This window comes from Bradyrhizobium sp. UBA2491 (assembly GCF_002341725.1).
Classification (GTDB): domain Bacteria; phylum Pseudomonadota; class Alphaproteobacteria; order Rhizobiales; family Xanthobacteraceae; genus Bradyrhizobium.
In genome coordinates this window covers 48,665-63,751 of sequence record NZ_DDOP01000100.1, presented here as the reverse complement: position 1 = coordinate 63,751, position 15,087 = coordinate 48,665, and the positions used below count along the sequence as shown (strand labels likewise).

14 protein-coding genes are annotated in these 15,087 nt (G+C 66.8%); 5 read left to right on the top strand and 9 right to left on the bottom strand.

What is annotated here, in order from left to right; all coding sequences use genetic code 11:
• Window positions 1-14 precede the first annotated feature (14 nt).
• From B2W55_RS32670 to B2W55_RS32650, 5 genes are all read right to left on the bottom strand, one after another.
• Window positions 15-575, bottom strand: coding sequence for a LemA family protein (locus tag B2W55_RS32670; RefSeq protein WP_024580462.1), 561 nt, complete (start codon window positions 573-575; stop codon window positions 15-17).
• Window positions 576-806: 231 nt separating this feature from the next.
• A complete protein-coding gene (locus tag B2W55_RS32665; RefSeq protein ID WP_024580463.1) occupies window positions 807-1,814 on the bottom strand; it encodes a small ribosomal subunit Rsm22 family protein in 1,008 nt (335 codons plus the stop codon).
• A gap of 169 nt (window positions 1,815-1,983) precedes the next feature.
• Window positions 1,984-5,448 carry a chromosome segregation protein SMC gene (smc, locus tag B2W55_RS32660; protein ID WP_024580464.1) on the bottom strand — a complete coding sequence of 1,155 codons (3,465 nt, stop codon included), beginning with the start codon at window positions 5,446-5,448 and terminating at the stop codon, window positions 1,984-1,986.
• 336 nt (window positions 5,449-5,784) lie between these two features.
• Complete coding sequence (locus B2W55_RS32655; protein WP_024580465.1) at window positions 5,785-6,441, bottom strand: DsbA family protein; 657 nt, start codon at window positions 6,439-6,441, stop codon at window positions 5,785-5,787.
• Window positions 6,442-6,562: 121 nt separating this feature from the next.
• Window positions 6,563-7,042 (bottom strand): DUF721 domain-containing protein, encoded by a 480-nt coding sequence (locus tag B2W55_RS32650; protein ID WP_024580466.1) that lies wholly within the window; start codon window positions 7,040-7,042, stop codon window positions 6,563-6,565.
• Between the two features lie 140 nt (window positions 7,043-7,182).
• On the opposite strand from B2W55_RS32650, the gene mutY reads away from it, so the two are divergent.
• Complete coding sequence (gene mutY / locus B2W55_RS32645; RefSeq protein WP_024580467.1) at window positions 7,183-8,274, top strand: A/G-specific adenine glycosylase; 1,092 nt, start codon at window positions 7,183-7,185, stop codon at window positions 8,272-8,274.
• A 61-nt stretch (window positions 8,275-8,335) separates the two neighbouring features.
• Complete coding sequence (locus tag B2W55_RS32640) at window positions 8,336-8,755, top strand: PaaI family thioesterase (RefSeq protein WP_024580468.1); 420 nt, start codon at window positions 8,336-8,338, stop codon at window positions 8,753-8,755.
• Between the two features lie 117 nt (window positions 8,756-8,872).
• Here the strand turns inward: B2W55_RS32640 and B2W55_RS32635 are convergent, their stop codons facing one another.
• A complete protein-coding gene (locus tag B2W55_RS32635) occupies window positions 8,873-10,162 on the bottom strand; it encodes a flavin-dependent oxidoreductase (RefSeq protein ID WP_024580469.1) in 1,290 nt (429 codons plus the stop codon).
• Between the two features lie 173 nt (window positions 10,163-10,335).
• Here B2W55_RS32635 and B2W55_RS32630 point away from each other — a divergent pair, with 173 nt between their 5' ends.
• Complete coding sequence (locus B2W55_RS32630) at window positions 10,336-10,956, top strand: glutathione S-transferase family protein (RefSeq protein ID WP_024580470.1); 621 nt, start codon at window positions 10,336-10,338, stop codon at window positions 10,954-10,956.
• Window positions 10,957-11,122: 166 nt separating this feature from the next.
• Here the strand turns inward: B2W55_RS32630 and B2W55_RS32625 are convergent, their stop codons facing one another.
• Complete coding sequence (locus B2W55_RS32625; RefSeq protein WP_024580471.1) at window positions 11,123-12,037, bottom strand: LysR family transcriptional regulator; 915 nt, start codon at window positions 12,035-12,037, stop codon at window positions 11,123-11,125.
• Window positions 12,038-12,161: 124 nt separating this feature from the next.
• On the opposite strand from B2W55_RS32625, the gene B2W55_RS32620 reads away from it, so the two are divergent.
• Window positions 12,162-12,605, top strand: coding sequence for a nuclear transport factor 2 family protein (locus B2W55_RS32620; RefSeq protein ID WP_024580472.1), 444 nt, complete (start codon window positions 12,162-12,164; stop codon window positions 12,603-12,605).
• Window positions 12,606-12,609: 4 nt separating this feature from the next.
• Window positions 12,610-12,780 (top strand): DUF1127 domain-containing protein, encoded by a 171-nt coding sequence (locus tag B2W55_RS32615; RefSeq protein ID WP_080891085.1) that lies wholly within the window; start codon window positions 12,610-12,612, stop codon window positions 12,778-12,780.
• A gap of 61 nt (window positions 12,781-12,841) precedes the next feature.
• Here B2W55_RS32615 and B2W55_RS32610 read toward each other — a convergent pair whose 3' ends face one another.
• Together B2W55_RS32610 and B2W55_RS32605 are read right to left on the bottom strand one after the other, a co-directional pair.
• A complete protein-coding gene (locus B2W55_RS32610; RefSeq protein ID WP_024580473.1) occupies window positions 12,842-13,528 on the bottom strand; it encodes a glutathione S-transferase family protein in 687 nt (228 codons plus the stop codon).
• Window positions 13,529-13,770: 242 nt separating this feature from the next.
• Window positions 13,771-14,904, bottom strand: a complete 1,134-nt coding sequence (locus B2W55_RS32605; protein WP_024580474.1) for a site-specific DNA-methyltransferase — start codon at window positions 14,902-14,904, stop codon at window positions 13,771-13,773.
• Window positions 14,905-15,087: the final 183 nt, after the last annotated feature.

Here is a 15,087-nt window from a genome sequence, read left to right as displayed (position 1 = left end):
GCGCGCTGTGCGCCTCAGAACTTCACGCTCGGCGCCGTCTCGACTTCGGCGCGGCTGGCGCCGAGGTCGAAGAAATCCTTGCGGGTGAAGCCGAACATGCCGGCGAACAGCGCGGCTGGCATCTGCTGGATGCCGGTGTTGTATTCCTGGACCGCGTTGTTGAAGAAGCGGCGGCTGGCGGCGATCTTGTTCTCGATGTCGGAGAGCTCCGAGGCGAGCTGCTGGAAGTTGGCATTGGCCTTGAGGTCGGGATAGGCCTCCGACAGCGCGATCAGCCGGCCGAGCGCGCCGGAGAGCTGGTTCTCGGCCGCCGAGACCTGGGCCGGCCCCTGCGCCGAGATCGCCGAATTGCGCGCCTTGATGACATCTTCGAGCGTGCCGCGTTCATGGGAAGCGTAGCCCTTCACGGTCTCGACCAGGTTCGGGATCAGGTCGTGGCGCTGCTTGAGCTGCACGTCGATGTCGGCAAAGGCCTGGCCGACCCGCTGGCTGAGCGCGACGAGGCGGTTGTAGGCGCCGAACGCAAACAGCACGAGAAGAACGATGACGCCGATAACGATCCAGCTGGTCGACATGACAGGGCAGCTCCTGATGGATGAGACGGCGGCACCGTAACCCAGGATCGGGGCACAGGGCAGCCCGCCGCGAAGAGGTGGGCACAGGTTGGTCGGGGATGGACGCGAACTGGTTCAACATCGTCGCCCCGCTGGTTCTGCGTCGTCCCGGCGAAGGCCGGGACCCATACGCCGCGGCCCGTGGAAAGGGCGCAAGCGGCGCCGGCTTCGCTTCAAGATCGGGGTCGGGGGTTATGGGTCCCGGCCTTCGCCGGGACGACGAGCGTCGGACATTTGCACCGCATCGCCCCATCGCCAGCGCCGGGCGCTGGCGTAATCGGCTTTGGCGCGGCGTGGGACCCTTGTCACCGATACGTCCTCCGGCGTGCATAGTTTGACCGCGATCTCGACCTTGCCGACGTCCGGCTGCGCCAACACCCGCGACGGCCGTGCGGCCACCGGTGCACGGCTCAGCGCCATATAGGCGAAGCGCTCGTCCTCGAACGGCAGCTCGGCGCCCTTGACCTGCTTGTGCGCGCGCGAGCGTTGCAGGCGTTGCGAGAAATGGCACCAGTCGGGCGCGACCAGCGGGCAGCCGCGGTCATGCGGGCAGGGGGCGGCGACATGCGCGCCGGCGGCGATCAGTCGGCCGCGCAGTGCGATGATCCGCGCGTAGCCTGCGGGGGTGCCGGGTTCGACGACCAGCAGCGTGTCGCGGGTTTTCGACCACAGCGCATCGGCGAGCGCGGTCCGCTCGGTCTCGCCGAGTTCGCCGATCATGTAGCTGGCGACGACGAGGTCGGCGGGGGCGGCCTTGTCGAGCAGGGCGCGGGCCTCGCCGAGTTCGTAGCTGGTGCTGTGCAGCCGTGCACTGTCGCGAAACAATTCCACCGCCAACGTCCGTAGCGCGCCGTTGGCGTCGAGCAGGGTGAAGCCGCGCAGCGGGGCAAAGGTCTCCGCCGCCGCCCAGGTCGCGGTTCCCGGGCCGGCGCCGACATCGAGCAGGCTCGCCGGCGCGAAGTCGGGCCTGATCTCCGCCAGCGCATTCAGGCTTGCGACCACGGCGGCATAGGTCGCAGGCATCCGCGCCAGTGCGTAGGCCAGTGCATCGGTCTCGGTCCTGATCGTCCTTGAGTTGCCGCCTTCGCGATAGGTCCGCGAGATCGCAGCGGCGCGGCCGGCGGCGTCATTGCGCGACAGGCCGACGAGCCGGGCGTTGAGCGCGGCGCGCAGTTCGACAGGGAGATCAGGTGAGGTCATACGACCGATTATCGCACGTCATCGCGAGCGGGGCGACTTGTCCGCCGAAGCCTTTCGGCGAAGGCGGAAGCAATCCATCACCCGCTTGCTGAGGCATGGATTGCTTCGTCGCTACGCTCCTCGCAATGACGACGCTGAGACGCTTGCGCCCAAAAACTCCGTGGCAACCCTACGCCACGTTCTGGTCGAGGATGTCCACTGCGCCTTGCAGGTCGACCGAGACCAGCTGCGACACGCCGCGTTCGGCCATGGTGACGCCGAACAGCCGGTTCATCCGCGCCATCGTGATCGGATTGTGCGTGATGATGATGAAGCGCGTGTCGGTCGAGCCGGTCATTTCATGCAGCAGGCTACAGAACCGTTCGACGTTGTGGTCGTCGAGCGGCGCGTCGACTTCGTCCAGCACGCAGATCGGCGACGGGTTGGTGAGGAACACCGCGAAGATCAGCGAGAGCGCCGTCAGCGCCTGCTCGCCGCCCGAGAGCAGCGACAGCGTCTGCGGCTTCTTGCCGGGCGGCTTGGCGATGATCTCGAGGCCGGCTTCCAGCGGATCGTCGCTCTCGATCAGATGCAGCGCCGCTTCGCCGCCGCCGAACAGCTCGGTGAACAGCCGCTTGAAGTGGTTGTTGACGGTCTCGAACGAGGTCAGCAGCCGCTCGCGGGCTTCGCGGTTGAGGCTCTGGATGCCCTGGCGCAGCCGCTTGATCGCCTCGACCAGGTCGTCGCGTTCGGTGGTCAGCGCAGTGTGCTGGGTCTCGACTTCCTTGAGCTCTTCCTCGGCGCGCAGGTTGACGGCGCCGAGCCGCTCACGGTCGCGGCGCAGCTTCTCGAGCTCTTCCTCGACCTGGCCGACCGGCGGCAGCTCCGCGCCCGGCTCGATCTCGGCCATGGCGACCACCGCGCTCGGCTCGACCTCGAGCATGTCGTGGATCTCGCGCTCGATATCGGCGAGGCGGCGGCGGGTGCCTTCCATGCGTTCCTCGGCGCGCGCGGTGGCCTCGCGGGAATAGGAGAGGGCTTCGAGCGTGGCCTTGGCGACGCGGTCGGTTTCTGCCATCGCGGCTTCGGCGCTTGCCAGCGCATCGGCGGCGATGCGGCGATCGCCCTCGGCGTGCTCGATCTCCGTGATCAGTGCGCTGCGCTTCTCGGCGAACACTTCCGGCGCGTTGGCGAGCTCTTCGCGCTCGATCGACACCTCGGCGATGCGTGCCTCGATCGTCCCGAGCTGCGAGGCGGCGCTGGTCTTGCGGGTCTGCCACTCGTTGCGCTCGGCGAGGATCGCCTGCACGCGGCGGTCGGCGAGCTCGGCCTCACGGGCCAGTGCCTGCGCCTCGGCGCGGACTTGCGCCGCGGCCCGGCGCTGGTTGTCGATCTCGGAGCGCACTGCGGCGAGCTGGGCCTCGGTCTCGACACCCGGCGGCAATTCGGCGAGCGCCGCAGCAGCGCTCTCATGCGCGGCTTCGGCCTCGGCACGGTCGGCGGCAACGCGGCTGTGGGCCTCGGTTAGCGCCGATTTGCGCGCGGCATGGCGATTGATCTCGCGCTCGGTCGCGGCATGGCGCTCGCGCGCGGCATCGGTCTCGCGCCGGGCGGCGCGCACGGCTTCGCGCGAGGCGCCCTCGGCTGCCGCGGCAGAGCGCAGTTCTTCCTCGGCCGTCTCCAGCGCCTGGCGCTTGGCGGCAGCATCGATGCGGGCCTGTTCCAGCTCATGCTCGATGTCGACCAGGCGGGCGCGCTCGGCGAGGCGGCGGGCTGCGCCGGTCGGGGCATGCGCGTCGGCGACGAAGCCATCCCAGCGCCAGACGTCGCCTTCGAGCGACACCAGCCGCTGGCCGGTCTTCAGCTGCGACACCAGTGCGGCGCCGCGCTCCTTGGCGATCACGCCGATCTGCGCGAGGCGGCGCGCCAGTTCCGGCGGGGCCTGGACGTGATCGGCCAGCCGCTCGACGCCATCGGGCAGCGCAGGATCCTCGGCAGCTTCGCCGACATTGGTCCAGCGCATCGGCGCCGAGGAATCCACCGGCGCATCGAGGTCGTCGCCGAGCACGGCGCCGATCGCCTTCTCATACCCCTTGGCGACGGTGATGCCGTCGATGATCGGCGGCCACAGATTCTTGGTTTCGCTGGTGACCAGCTTGGAGATGGTGCGGGCTTCGGTCTCGAGCCGCTGCACGCGCTTCTCCGCCTCGGCGAGCGGATTGCGGGAGGCTTCCAGCGTCTGCCGCGCGGCGGCGTGATGCGCCTCGCTGGACTGCACGGCGGCCTCGGATTCGGCGAGCGTCTGCTGCGCCATCTCCATGGCGGCGGCGAGCGCGTCGATGTCGCCGAGATTGCCGGTCTCCTGTGCGAGCTTGGACTCCTCGGCCTGGACGCTGGCGATCTCCTGATCCAGCCGCGCCAGCCGATCGCGATGGGTGCGGACGCCGGCTTCGAGCTGGTTGCGCTTGGCGGTGAGATCGGCGAGCTGCGTGGTCAGCTCGGAGAACTGGCGCTCGGTGGCGGCCAGGATCTCCTCGGCCTCCGAGACGCGCTCGTCGACGCCGGAGCGCTTCTCGACCCGCGACTTGATCTCTTCCTTCAGTTCCGCGTCTTCGGTGTCGAGGCGCTGCAACGCGATGTCGGCGTCGGAGGTCTGCTGCTGCTCGCGCGCGATGTCCTGGGCGAACTGGGTGAGGCGGCGGTCGAGCTCGCCGACGCGCTCCTTGGCACGCTGCTCCTCGCGGTCGAGCATCTCGCGCGCATTGGTCAGGCGCTGTAGGCCGGCGGCGGCGCGCGCCTCGGCATCGCGCAGCGCCGGCAGTTCGGTGGCACGGATCGCCTGGATGCGCGCGGCTTCGGCCTGATGCTGGGTGCGCTCGGCCATCTCGCGCACGGCGAGATCATGGTTCTGCGCGGCGTCGTTGACGTCGGCATTGGCCCCGATCCAGCGCAGGTGGAACAGCATGGCTTCGGACTTGCGCACCTTGGCCGCGACCTCGCGATAGCGGATCGCCTGGCGGGCCTGCTTCTTCAGGCCTTCCATCTGGCCGGTGAGCTGGCCGATCACGTCCTCGACGCGGGTCAGGTTGGTTTCGGCCGCCTTGAGCCGCAGTTCCGCCTCGTGACGGCGGGCATGCAGACCGGCCACGCCGGCGGCGTCTTCCAGCACGCGGCGGCGCTGCTCCGGCTTGGCCTGGATGATCTCGCCGATCTTGCCCTGGTGGACCAGGGCCGGAGAACGCGCGCCGGTGGCGGCGTCGGCGAACAGGATCTGCACGTCGCGGGCGCGCACGTCGCGGCCATTGATACGATAGACCGAGCCAGCCTCGCGCTCGATGCGGCGGGAGATTTCGAGCAGCTGGCTGTCGTTGACGGCGGCCGGCGCCGAGCGATCGGAATTGTCGATCGTCATCACGACTTCGGCGTGGTTGCGCGCCGGACGGTTGCCGGAACCGGCGAAGATCACTGCATCCATGTCGGCGGCGCGCAGCGATTTGTGCGAGGTCTCGCCCATCGCCCAGCGCAGCGCTTCGACGAGATTGGATTTGCCGCAGCCGTTCGGTCCGACGACGCCGGTCAGGCCCGGCTCGATCATGAAATCGGTGGGTTCAACGAACGACTTGAAACCGTGCAGGCGGAGGCGCGTGAGCTTCATGTACACAAATCTCGCTTGGCCGGGCGCGAATCTCCCTGCCGTGACAGTACCATGGATGGCAATGTCGGTGTCTGGGGTGAATAGCTGCGTGCAGCTCTCATGAGCGGCGACAATGGCGATGCCCGCGCGTCAGGGCAACCGCTTGACCCAGCTTTTCCCAAGGGATTTGCAGGGGTTTTGCCCTCGCTGCACGTCCCTGAAGATTCGCATCGCGCGAATCAGGTTTTCAACAACGAAATAATGCGACCGCTGCATGCCGTGATCGCAAGTCATCCACAACTATCGTGCCCGGCGCGAACGCGGGGCACGATGACGTCGGATTCGGAAGGCGCGTGATCAGCTCTTCAGCAGCGGGTCGATGTGCTTGCTGAATTCCTCGAACGAGGTCTCGCCCTTCAGCACTTCGCCATTGATGAAGAAGGTCGGCGTCGAATTCACCTTCAGCACCTCGTTGGCGTACTTCTGGTCGGCGGCGATCTTGTCGAGCAGCTTCTGATCCTTCAGGCAGTCCTCGACCTGCTGCTGGCTAAGGCCAGCCTGCTTGCCGATCCGGGTCAGCGTCTCGGTGGTGTTCTTCATCACCCAGTCGTTCTGCTGGCGGAACAGCAGGTCGATCACGGTGAAGTATTTCGGCGCGTCGTCCTTGGCGATGCAGCGCGCCAGCATCGAGCCGGCGGCGGCCTTGATGTCGAGCGGGAATTCGCGGAACACGTAACGGACCTTGCCGCTGTCGATGTAGGTCGACTTGATCTTCGGGAACACGGTCTCATTGAAATTGGCGCAATGCGGGCAGGTCATTGAGGCGTATTCGACGATCGTCACCTTGGCGTCCTGCGGGCCGAGGCCCATGTCCGGCAGCGACTGCGGCTTGGCGACCTCGGCGGCGGTCTGCGCGAATGCGTCCGAGATCAGGCGCAGCGGCGACAGGCCGGCGAGGGCGGCCAGGCCGGTCAGCGAGAGAGCGGTGTTGAAAGCGCGGCGCGTGATGATCAAGGTCAGCTCCCGGATTGGCGCGTTCACGCCAGAATGAAGGGGTCCCGAAAAGAAGCCTTCGCTAGCTTGAAACGACCATTGTGGCAATGCCGGGGACTTGCGGCAGCGCCATCGAAAAGCGTCAATTTCGCTTGATCGTGGCGCCCAGCCGGGCCAGCGCCGCGCGCAGCTCGTCGTCCTCCACGGCGGCGAGGTTTGCCGCCTCCCGGGCCACGCTCTTGGCGTCAGGCGGGCGCGGCCGCGCCGGGCGGCTGCGGCGCGACAGCGGGGCCTGCCGGATGGTCAGGCGGCCGACCGCGTGCCAGCCGAAGAACCGGTTGACCCGTTCCAGGATGACGTCGGAGGAATGCTGGATCTCCAGCGCCATCGGCCCCTCGACCCGCAGCACCAGCGTCGCCGGCTCCTGCGGCTGCCCTTCGACGGGGCGCGGCCATTGTATCTTCATGGGCTCGCAATAGGGCGCGATCCGGTCGCCGGCGATCTCGGTCCAGCGCGTCACCAGTTCGCGCGCGGCAAAGCCCTGCTTGGCATAGGCGTCCTTGAAGACGTCGCTGAGCAGGATCGACAGGGGCTTTGCGCTGATCGGGCCGGGTTTGGACATGGGAGGGTTATAGTGCGGTGGCGACGCCGCTGAAACCGTGTTCATCAATGTGGTGACGCTTCCGGGCCACGCAAAGAAAGACGTGGATGCCCGGGTCGAGCCCGGGCATGACGTGGTGGGATTTGCCTTAAGATACGTCCATGAGCTCTCGCACGGCCGCCATGACCAAATCGACCGAACAGCCCGCCGATCGCCCGGCGCGGCTGCTTGCGTGGTATGACCGGCATCGCCGGACGCTGCCGTGGCGCGCGAAGGCCGGGGAGCGGGCGGATCCGTACCGGGTGTGGCTGTCGGAGATCATGCTGCAGCAGACCACGGTGCGGGCGGTCGGGCCGTATTTCGAGAAGTTCCTGGCGCGCTGGCCAGACGTCACCGCGCTCGGCCGCGCGTCGCTTGACGATGTCCTGAGGATGTGGGCCGGGCTCGGCTATTATTCACGGGCGCGCAATTTGCACGCCTGCGCGGTCGCGGTGCTAGGCGATCATGCCGGGGCTTTTCCGGACACCGAAGAGGGCCTGCGCGAGTTGCCCGGGATCGGGCCCTACACCGCGGCTGCGATCGCCGCGATCGCATTCGACCGCCGCACCATGCCGGTGGACGGCAATATCGAGCGCGTGGTCAGCCGGCTCTACGCCATCGAGGAGGCGCTGCCGCAGGCCAAGCCGCTGATCAAGGAGATGGCCGCGACGTTGCTTGGCCCGGCGCGTGCCGGCGACAGTGCGCAGGCATTGATGGATCTGGGCGCCACGATCTGCACGCCGAAGAAACCGGCCTGTGCATTATGTCCGCTGAATAACGATTGCGCCGGCCGCATCCGCGGCGACCAGGAGACATTTCCGCGCAAGGCGCCGAAAAAGACCGGGACGCTGCGCCGTGGCGCCGCCTTCGTGGTGACGCGGGGCAGCGAACTGCTGGTGCGCTCGCGCCCGGAAAAGGGCCTGCTCGGCGGAATGACCGAAGTGCCGGGATCGCAATGGCTGGCCGGGCAGGAGGAGGCCGCCGCGCTGGCGCAGGCCCCGGAGCTCAGGGGCGTCATACGCTGGCACCGCAAGGCCGGCATCGTCAGCCACGTCTTCACCCACTTCCCGCTCGAACTCGTCGTCTACACCGCCAGTGTGCCGCCGCGGACCCGCGCGCCGGAGGGCATGCGCTGGGTGCCGGTGGCAACCCTCGATGGCGAGGCGTTTCCGAATGTGATGCGCAAGGTGGTCGCCCACGGCCTCGATCTCTGACCTGCTGACACCATGCTGGCAGCAGCGACCGGCTACGACCTCCGTCACAACGGAGGCCGCCATGATCGCAACCGCGCTCGACCAGATTCCGAAACCGCCCTGTGCCAAATTGCTGGGATGGCAGCTTGTCGATGCCCGCCCGCAGGACGGCTGGATCAAGATCGTCTTCGACGGCAAGCCGGAGTTCTGCAATCCCGCCGGCTTCGTCCAGGGCGGCATGCTGTCCTCGATGCTCGACGACACGATGGGGCCGGCGGTGTTCGTGATGACCGAGGGCAGGCTGTTCACCACGACCATCTCGATGACCGTGAACTTCCTGGCGCCGGCCAAGCCCGGACCGATCACCGGCGAGGCGACGGTGACCCAGCTCGGCAAGACCATCGCCTTCGTCGAGGGCCGGCTCACCGCCGCCGACGGCACCTTGCTCGCGACCGCGAGCAGCAGCATCCGCCTGGTGGAAGCGGCGCGGGTGCTGCGGTAGCGCCACTTGCGCTCCACCCAATTCCGTCACGCTGAGGAGCGCGGATCTCGCGCGCGTCTCGAAGGGTCGACGGCCACCGGCCGGGCCGTGCATCCTTCGAGACGCGCTACGCGCTCCTCAGGATGACGGGGATAGATTGTATGAGCCCGCCCGCTGCACGATCGGCGGCTTGGCGTTCAGGCCCTCGACCTGGAAGCCGGCGACGCGCTTGTAGTTGGCAGCGATGTCTTCCAGCTCCTGTTGCGACAGCACCTCGGTGACGATCCTGAAGCCATCGGGCGCGCGCTCTTCGACCAGCTGCATCACCTGTTCCGGGCCGTTGCGGCGGTTCAGCATCACGAGATCGGTCGTCGCCGGCCGCCGCTCGGCCTCATAGGCTGACAGCGCCGCCTGCGTCGGGCCATGCGCCAGGATCTCGCGCGTCAGCGTGCGCGCATCCAGGATGGCCTGCGAGGCGCCGTTGGAGCCGATCGGGTACATCGGATGCGCGGCGTCGCCCATCAGCGTGACGCGGCCGAAGGTCCATTGCGGGATCGGATCGCGATCGACCAGCGGATATTCGTAGGCATGCGGGCAGTTCCGGATCAGGCCGGGCACGTCGAGCCAGTCGAAGTTCCAGGTCTCGAACCAGGGCAGGAACTCGTCGAGCTTCGCAGTGCGGTTATAGTCCTCGCGGCGCCATTGATAGGTCGGCGGCATGTGCCGCTCGGCGACCCAGTTGATGTCGAACTTGCCGTCGGCGCCGGCCTCCTTCGAGATCGGGTAGCAGACGAATTTCAATGTCTCGTGCCCGGCCATGATCATGGTGCGGCCGGTCAGGAAGGCGTTCGCCCGCGTGATGCCGCGCCACAGGATGCGGCCGTTCCAGATCGGCGGACCCTCCTGCGGATAGAGCTTCTCGCGCACCGCCGAATGGATGCCGTCGGCGGCGATCAGCACCGCGCCGTCATGGCTGTCCGCCGGCTTGCCGGTTGCCTTGTCGATGAACTCGGCGCGGACACCGTCGGCGGTCTCGGTCCAGCCGGTGAGGTGATGGCTGGTCAGGATGTTGTCGCGTCCCAGCCGTTCGGTGGCGGCATCAAGCAGCAGTTGCTGCAAGCGGCCGCGATGGATCGAGAATTGCGGCCATTTGTAGCCGGCCTCGAGCCCGCGTGGTTCGCTCCAGATCGGCTTGCCGTGCTTGGAGAAATAGGCGAGCTCGCGCGTGCGCACGGCGGTCGCGTCGAGCACGTCGTGGAGGCCGAGCTCGATCAGTTCGCGCACCGCATGCGGCAGCACGTTGATGCCGACGCCGAGCGGCCGCAGCTCCGGCACGCTTTCGAACACGCGGCAGGGCACGCCGATCTGATGCAGGCTGAGCGCCAGCGTCAGCCCGCCAATTCCGCCACCTGCAATGAGTACAGTCATGAAAGGCCCTCTCGATTGGCCATGGTCTTCGCATGGCGGCCCCGCCGCGGGCAAGTCCGCGGCACCGCGCGGGGTGGACGGCGAGGGGTGGTGCCGCTAACGTCCGCCGCATCTCATAAAAAGGCAACGGCCGGGTTCGCCACGAACCGACAAGGCCCGCAGAGGACAACGACATGCTCAAGCTCTACACCGCCCCCGGCACCTGTGCGCTCGCCTCCCACATCGCGCTGGCCGAAGCCGGCGCGCCCTATACGGTCGAGCGGCTCGACTTCAAGAACAACCAGCAGAACAGCCCGGAATATCTCAAGATCAATCCGAAGGGCCGGGTGCCGACGCTGGTGACCGAGCACGGCGTGCTGACCGAGACGCCGGCGATGCTGGCCTATATCGCGCAGACCTATCCGCAGGCGAAGCTTGCGCCGCTCGACGACGCCTTCGCATTCGCCCGGCTACAGTCGTTCAATTCCTATCTCTGCTCGACGGTGCATGTCTGTCACGCCCACAAGATGCGTGGCGCGCGCTGGGCGACCCAGGAGAGCTCGTTCGCCGACATGAAGGCGATGATCCCGAAGACCATGGGCGCCTGCTTCAACCTGATCGAGCGCGACATGCTCAGGGGGCCGTGGGTGATGGGCGAGAACTACACCGTCGGCGATGCCTATCTCTACACGCTCACCCTCTGGCTCGACGGCGACGGTGTCGACATCGCGACCTTGCCCAAGGTCAAGGCGCACCGCGCGGCGATGGAGAGCCGCCCGGCGGTGCAGAAGGTGCTGGCGGAGCAGAGGGCGTAGGGCGGAGCGGTCGTCATACCTCGTTGTCGTCCCGGCGAAGGCCGGGACCCATAACCACCACTGCTAGACGTTTGACAGGGCTGTGGCCCGGCGTCGTGCCATACGAAGATTTGGGGTTATGGGTCCCGGCCTTCGCCGGGACGACGTGAGGATAAAGTTAGGACCTCTACACCTTCCCCGTCTCCAACTCCCGTCCGGTCTCCAGCATCAGCTTGCGCAGCCAGATCGAGCCCGGGTCCATCTGCGCCCGGGTCGGGTAGAACATGTACTGCTCGTCGATCCCGGGATCGAGCGGCGGCGTCACGATCATCAGCGACAATTGCTTCGACAGCGCCGCGATCAGCCGGTGCGGCACGAAGGCGACGAGGTCGGTGCGTGCGGTGACGTGCAGCGCCTCGATATAGCCCGGCACCACCAGCGCGATCCGCCGCTCGATGCCCTTGGCGCGCAGCCAGGTGTCGATCAGATCCTCGTTGTGGCCGCGGATGATCACGGCGACATGGCGTGCGGCGAGGAACGCCTCGCGCTTCCTGAGCTTGGTGCCGACGGGATGGCCGCGGCGCACCGCGAGCGCATCGATGTCGGTGTAGAGCCGCTGGCGGTGAAAGCCCTTGAAGGAGTTGCCGATCGAGATCACGAGATCGATGGTGCGGGCGAAGTCCGGCGTGAAGATCGTCGAGCTCCGCCACGGTACCACGTCGATGGTGACGTTCGGCGCCAGCCGGGTCACCTTCTCCATCAGCCGCGGCATCAGGAGCTCGACCGCGAGGTCGGGCATCATCAGGCGGAAGTGCCGGTCGCTGCGTGCGGCGTCGAAATCGTCCGCCACGAACAGCGTGCGCACCTGGTCGAGCGCCTGCGCCAGCGGCGAGCGCAGCGCCTGTGCCCGCGGCGTCAGCTCCATCCGGGCGCCGTTGCGCACCAGCAGCGGATCGCCGATCAGGTCGCGCAGCCGCTGCAACGCATGGCTGGTCGCCGGCTGCGATAGGTTGAGCCGCAGCGCGGCGCGGCTGACGCTGCCGTCGCGCAGCAGCGCGTCGAGCGCGACCAGCAGATTGAGGTCAAGCGAATTCAAATTCATCAGGTGAATATATATCATACCACCTATCGATTGGAAGAATGCGCGTCGCCGCCGCAGGATTGGTGGGCACGGCGTTTCACGCGAAGCGCCTCGATGTCAGCCAATCAATCACAGGAGACGCGCCATGAGCGCAGCCGACAACAAGAAACTGGTGCAGCAGATGTTTACCGTCGCCGGCGATCCCGACCCGGCGGTGCGCGAGAAATCGTTGTTCATAGCAACCCTCGCCGATGACGCGATCTGGACCGTGACCGGGCAATATTCCTGGTCGCGCACCTTCACCGGCAAGCCGTCGATCCTGAAGGATTTGCTCGGCCATGTCCGTTCGAGGCTGACGGAGCGCGGCCGCACCGTCGCCAACCGCATCGTTGCCGACGGTGACATCGTGGTGGTCGAAGCCAAGGGCAACAGTCTCACCAAGGAAGGCCGGCGCTACGACAACGACTATTGCCTGGTGCTCCGCTTCGACGGCGGTCGGATCAAGGAGGTGCGGGAATATTGCGACTCGGTCTTGACCGAGAGGGCGCTCGGTCCGTTTCCGTCGACCGAGGTTCGCGCGGCGGGTTGAGCCGTTGGCGGCCGCGTTGGCGGCACTGGTCTGGTTCAGGCAATGGCGCGAGAACCGGCGTTCGTGGCGGCGGCTCGCTGCGATGAGCGAGCGGGAGTTGCAGGACATCGGCGTCTGCGGCGCCGATGTCTCTCATCATCGCCGGCGCGATCACGGCCTGTACTGGCCGCCGTAGCGAAAATGCGCGGGGTGAGCGACGCGTCCGCGCGCCCACCCCGCGCAGCATCGGGGACTGCTTACGCCACCTTGTTCTTGAGGTGGCCGAACATGATGCCGCGGGCTTCGTCGTCCATCTCGGCCTTGAAGCTGTGCTTGTCCTTCAGCGCGATGGCGCGAGCCGCGGCCGGCCGCGCCGAGATCTCGTCGACCAGGCGCTTCACGTTGGGATATTTCGCGTAGTTCTCCTCGCCGAGCACGAACGGCGCCATCCGCGCCCAGCCCCAGAACGCCATGTCGACGATCGTGTAGCTGTCGCCGACCATGTAGCGGGACTTCGCGAGGTGATCGTCGAGGATCTTGTAGTGGCGGTTCGCCTCGTACTGGTAACGATTGTTGGCGTAGTCGAGGTCCTTCGGCGCGAAATGCTTGAAGTGCACGGCCTGGCCGGAATACGGGCCGAGGCCGGTCGCGATGAACATCAGCCAGGACAGCGTCGCGGCGCGGTTGGCCGGGGTGTTGGCGGGCAGGAATTTGCCGTTCTCCTCGGCGAGGTAAAGCAGGATGGCGTTGCTATCGAATACCAGCACGCCGTCATCGTCGATCGCCGGCACCTTGCCGTTCGGGTTGACCTTCAGGAACTCCGGCGCGAACTGCTCACCTTTGCGGGTGTCGACCGGGATCGCCTCGAACGGCAGGCCGGATTCTTCCAGGAAGAGCGCAACCTTGTTCGGGTTCGGTGCGCCATTGAAATAGAATTTGATCATGAAGGGGACTCCCTTGGTTCTTGTGGCCGGCGAGATCGGGACACGGCGGGAAAAGCCGTAGCGTCCCTCATGCGCAAAATTCGCTGCACGGCGCAAGCGACGAGTTTGTGAAGCAGGGGCGCGCAGCGCGCGGGTCGGCGGGCGTCATCTTTCTCCATGCGTCGGGCCGCCGCCAAGCGGCGAGCCCTCCGATGCGCAATCGCGCATCGGGGAATGACGAGTGGAGAGTCAGTGCGGCTTGCTCAGCCCGCCGCCATCTCGGAGCGGATCTCGGCACGCAGCTCGTCGATCAGCCTGAGGCCGGTCTTGGTCTCGACGTGCCAGAAGGTCCAGCCGTTGCAGGCGCCGGCGCCCTGCGCGACCGCGCCGATGCGGTGGATCGAGCCGACCTTGTCGCCGAGCATGATGGCGCCGTCGGCGCGCACCAGCGCGCCATGGCGCTTCTTGGCGTCGACCAATTTGGTACCGGGTACGATCATGCCGCGCTCGATCAGTTCGGAGAATGCCACGCGGGGCGCCTCGCGCGCGGTCATGAACGGGGCGAGCGTCGCCTCCGGCAGCGGTTCGATCGCGGCGATGCGGGCTTCGGCTGCGGCGGCATAGGTTCGGTCGCGCTCGAAGCCGATATAGTTGCGGCCGAGGCGCTTGGCGACGGCGCCGGTGGTGCCGGTGCCGTTGAACGGATCGATCACGAGGTCGCCGGGCTTCGACGACGACAGCAGCACGCGGGCGAGCAGCTGCTCGGGCTTCTGGGTCGGATGCACCTTCTTGCCGTCGTCGCCCTTCAGGCGCTCCTCACCGGTGCACAGCGGGATCAGCCAGTCGGAGCGCGCCTGCACGTCCTCGTTGGAGGCCTTCAGCGCTTCATAGTTGAAGGTGTAGCCCTTGGCCTTCTCGTCGCGCGCGGCCCAGATCATGGTCTCGTGCGCGTTGGTGAAGCGGCGGCCGCGGAAATTCGGCATCGGATTCGACTTGCGCCACACGATGTCGTTCAGGAGCCAGAAGCCGAGGTCCTGCATGATGGCGCCGACGCGGAAGATGTTGTGATAGGAGCCGATCACCCACAGCGTGGCCGACGGTTTCATCACGCGGCGGCAGGCCAGGAGCCAGGCGCGGGTGAAATCATCATAGGCGGCGAACGACGAGAACTTGTCCCAGTCGTCGTTGACGGCATCGACATGCGACTCGTCGGGACGCTTGAGATCGCCCTTGAGCTGCAGATTGTAGGGAGGGTCGGCGAACACCAGGTCGACCGAGCCGGCCTGAAGCTTCGACAACTCGGCCACGCAATCGCCAATGACGATGTGGCTCGACGGGGCACTCTCAAATTTAGTGCGGGGCGCCCTTGCAGACGCCCCGCGACGCGACACTACCATGACTCAAGAACTCTGACTCAGGCGACGCTGTCGGCGACGCGGGACTAAACAACCGACTGGCGCCACATTGACCCGGCAAAGTAAAAATCGACTTAATTGGAAATGTTCATGCAAAAGATTGCAGCAGCTTTTGCGTGAGGTGGCGCAATGCGGTTGGCGTTGTGCTGCAACATCAGCGCGTTC

Coding starts and splice junctions, on each gene's coding strand:
- B2W55_RS32605 (WP_024580474.1), bottom strand. CDS start 14,904: ATGGTAGTGTCGCGTCGCGGGGCGTCTGCAAGGGCGCCCCGCACTAAA.
- B2W55_RS32620 (WP_024580472.1), top strand. CDS start 12,162: ATGAGCGCAGCCGACAACAAGAAACTGGTGCAGCAGATGTTTACCGTC.
- B2W55_RS32665 (WP_024580463.1), bottom strand. CDS start 1,814: ATGACCTCACCTGATCTCCCTGTCGAACTGCGCGCCGCGCTCAACGCC.
- B2W55_RS32610 (WP_024580473.1), bottom strand. CDS start 13,528: ATGATCAAATTCTATTTCAATGGCGCACCGAACCCGAACAAGGTTGCG.
- B2W55_RS32635 (WP_024580469.1), bottom strand. CDS start 10,162: ATGACTGTACTCATTGCAGGTGGCGGAATTGGCGGGCTGACGCTGGCG.
- B2W55_RS32670 (WP_024580462.1), bottom strand. CDS start 575: ATGTCGACCAGCTGGATCGTTATCGGCGTCATCGTTCTTCTCGTGCTG.
- B2W55_RS32650 (WP_024580466.1), bottom strand. CDS start 7,042: ATGTCCAAACCCGGCCCGATCAGCGCAAAGCCCCTGTCGATCCTGCTC.
- smc (WP_024580464.1), bottom strand. CDS start 5,448: ATGAAGCTCACGCGCCTCCGCCTGCACGGTTTCAAGTCGTTCGTTGAA.
- B2W55_RS32630 (WP_024580470.1), top strand. CDS start 10,336: ATGCTCAAGCTCTACACCGCCCCCGGCACCTGTGCGCTCGCCTCCCAC.
- B2W55_RS32625 (WP_024580471.1), bottom strand. CDS start 12,037: ATGAATTTGAATTCGCTTGACCTCAATCTGCTGGTCGCGCTCGACGCG.
- mutY (WP_024580467.1), top strand. CDS start 7,183: ATGAGCTCTCGCACGGCCGCCATGACCAAATCGACCGAACAGCCCGCC.
- B2W55_RS32640 (WP_024580468.1), top strand. CDS start 8,336: ATGATCGCAACCGCGCTCGACCAGATTCCGAAACCGCCCTGTGCCAAA.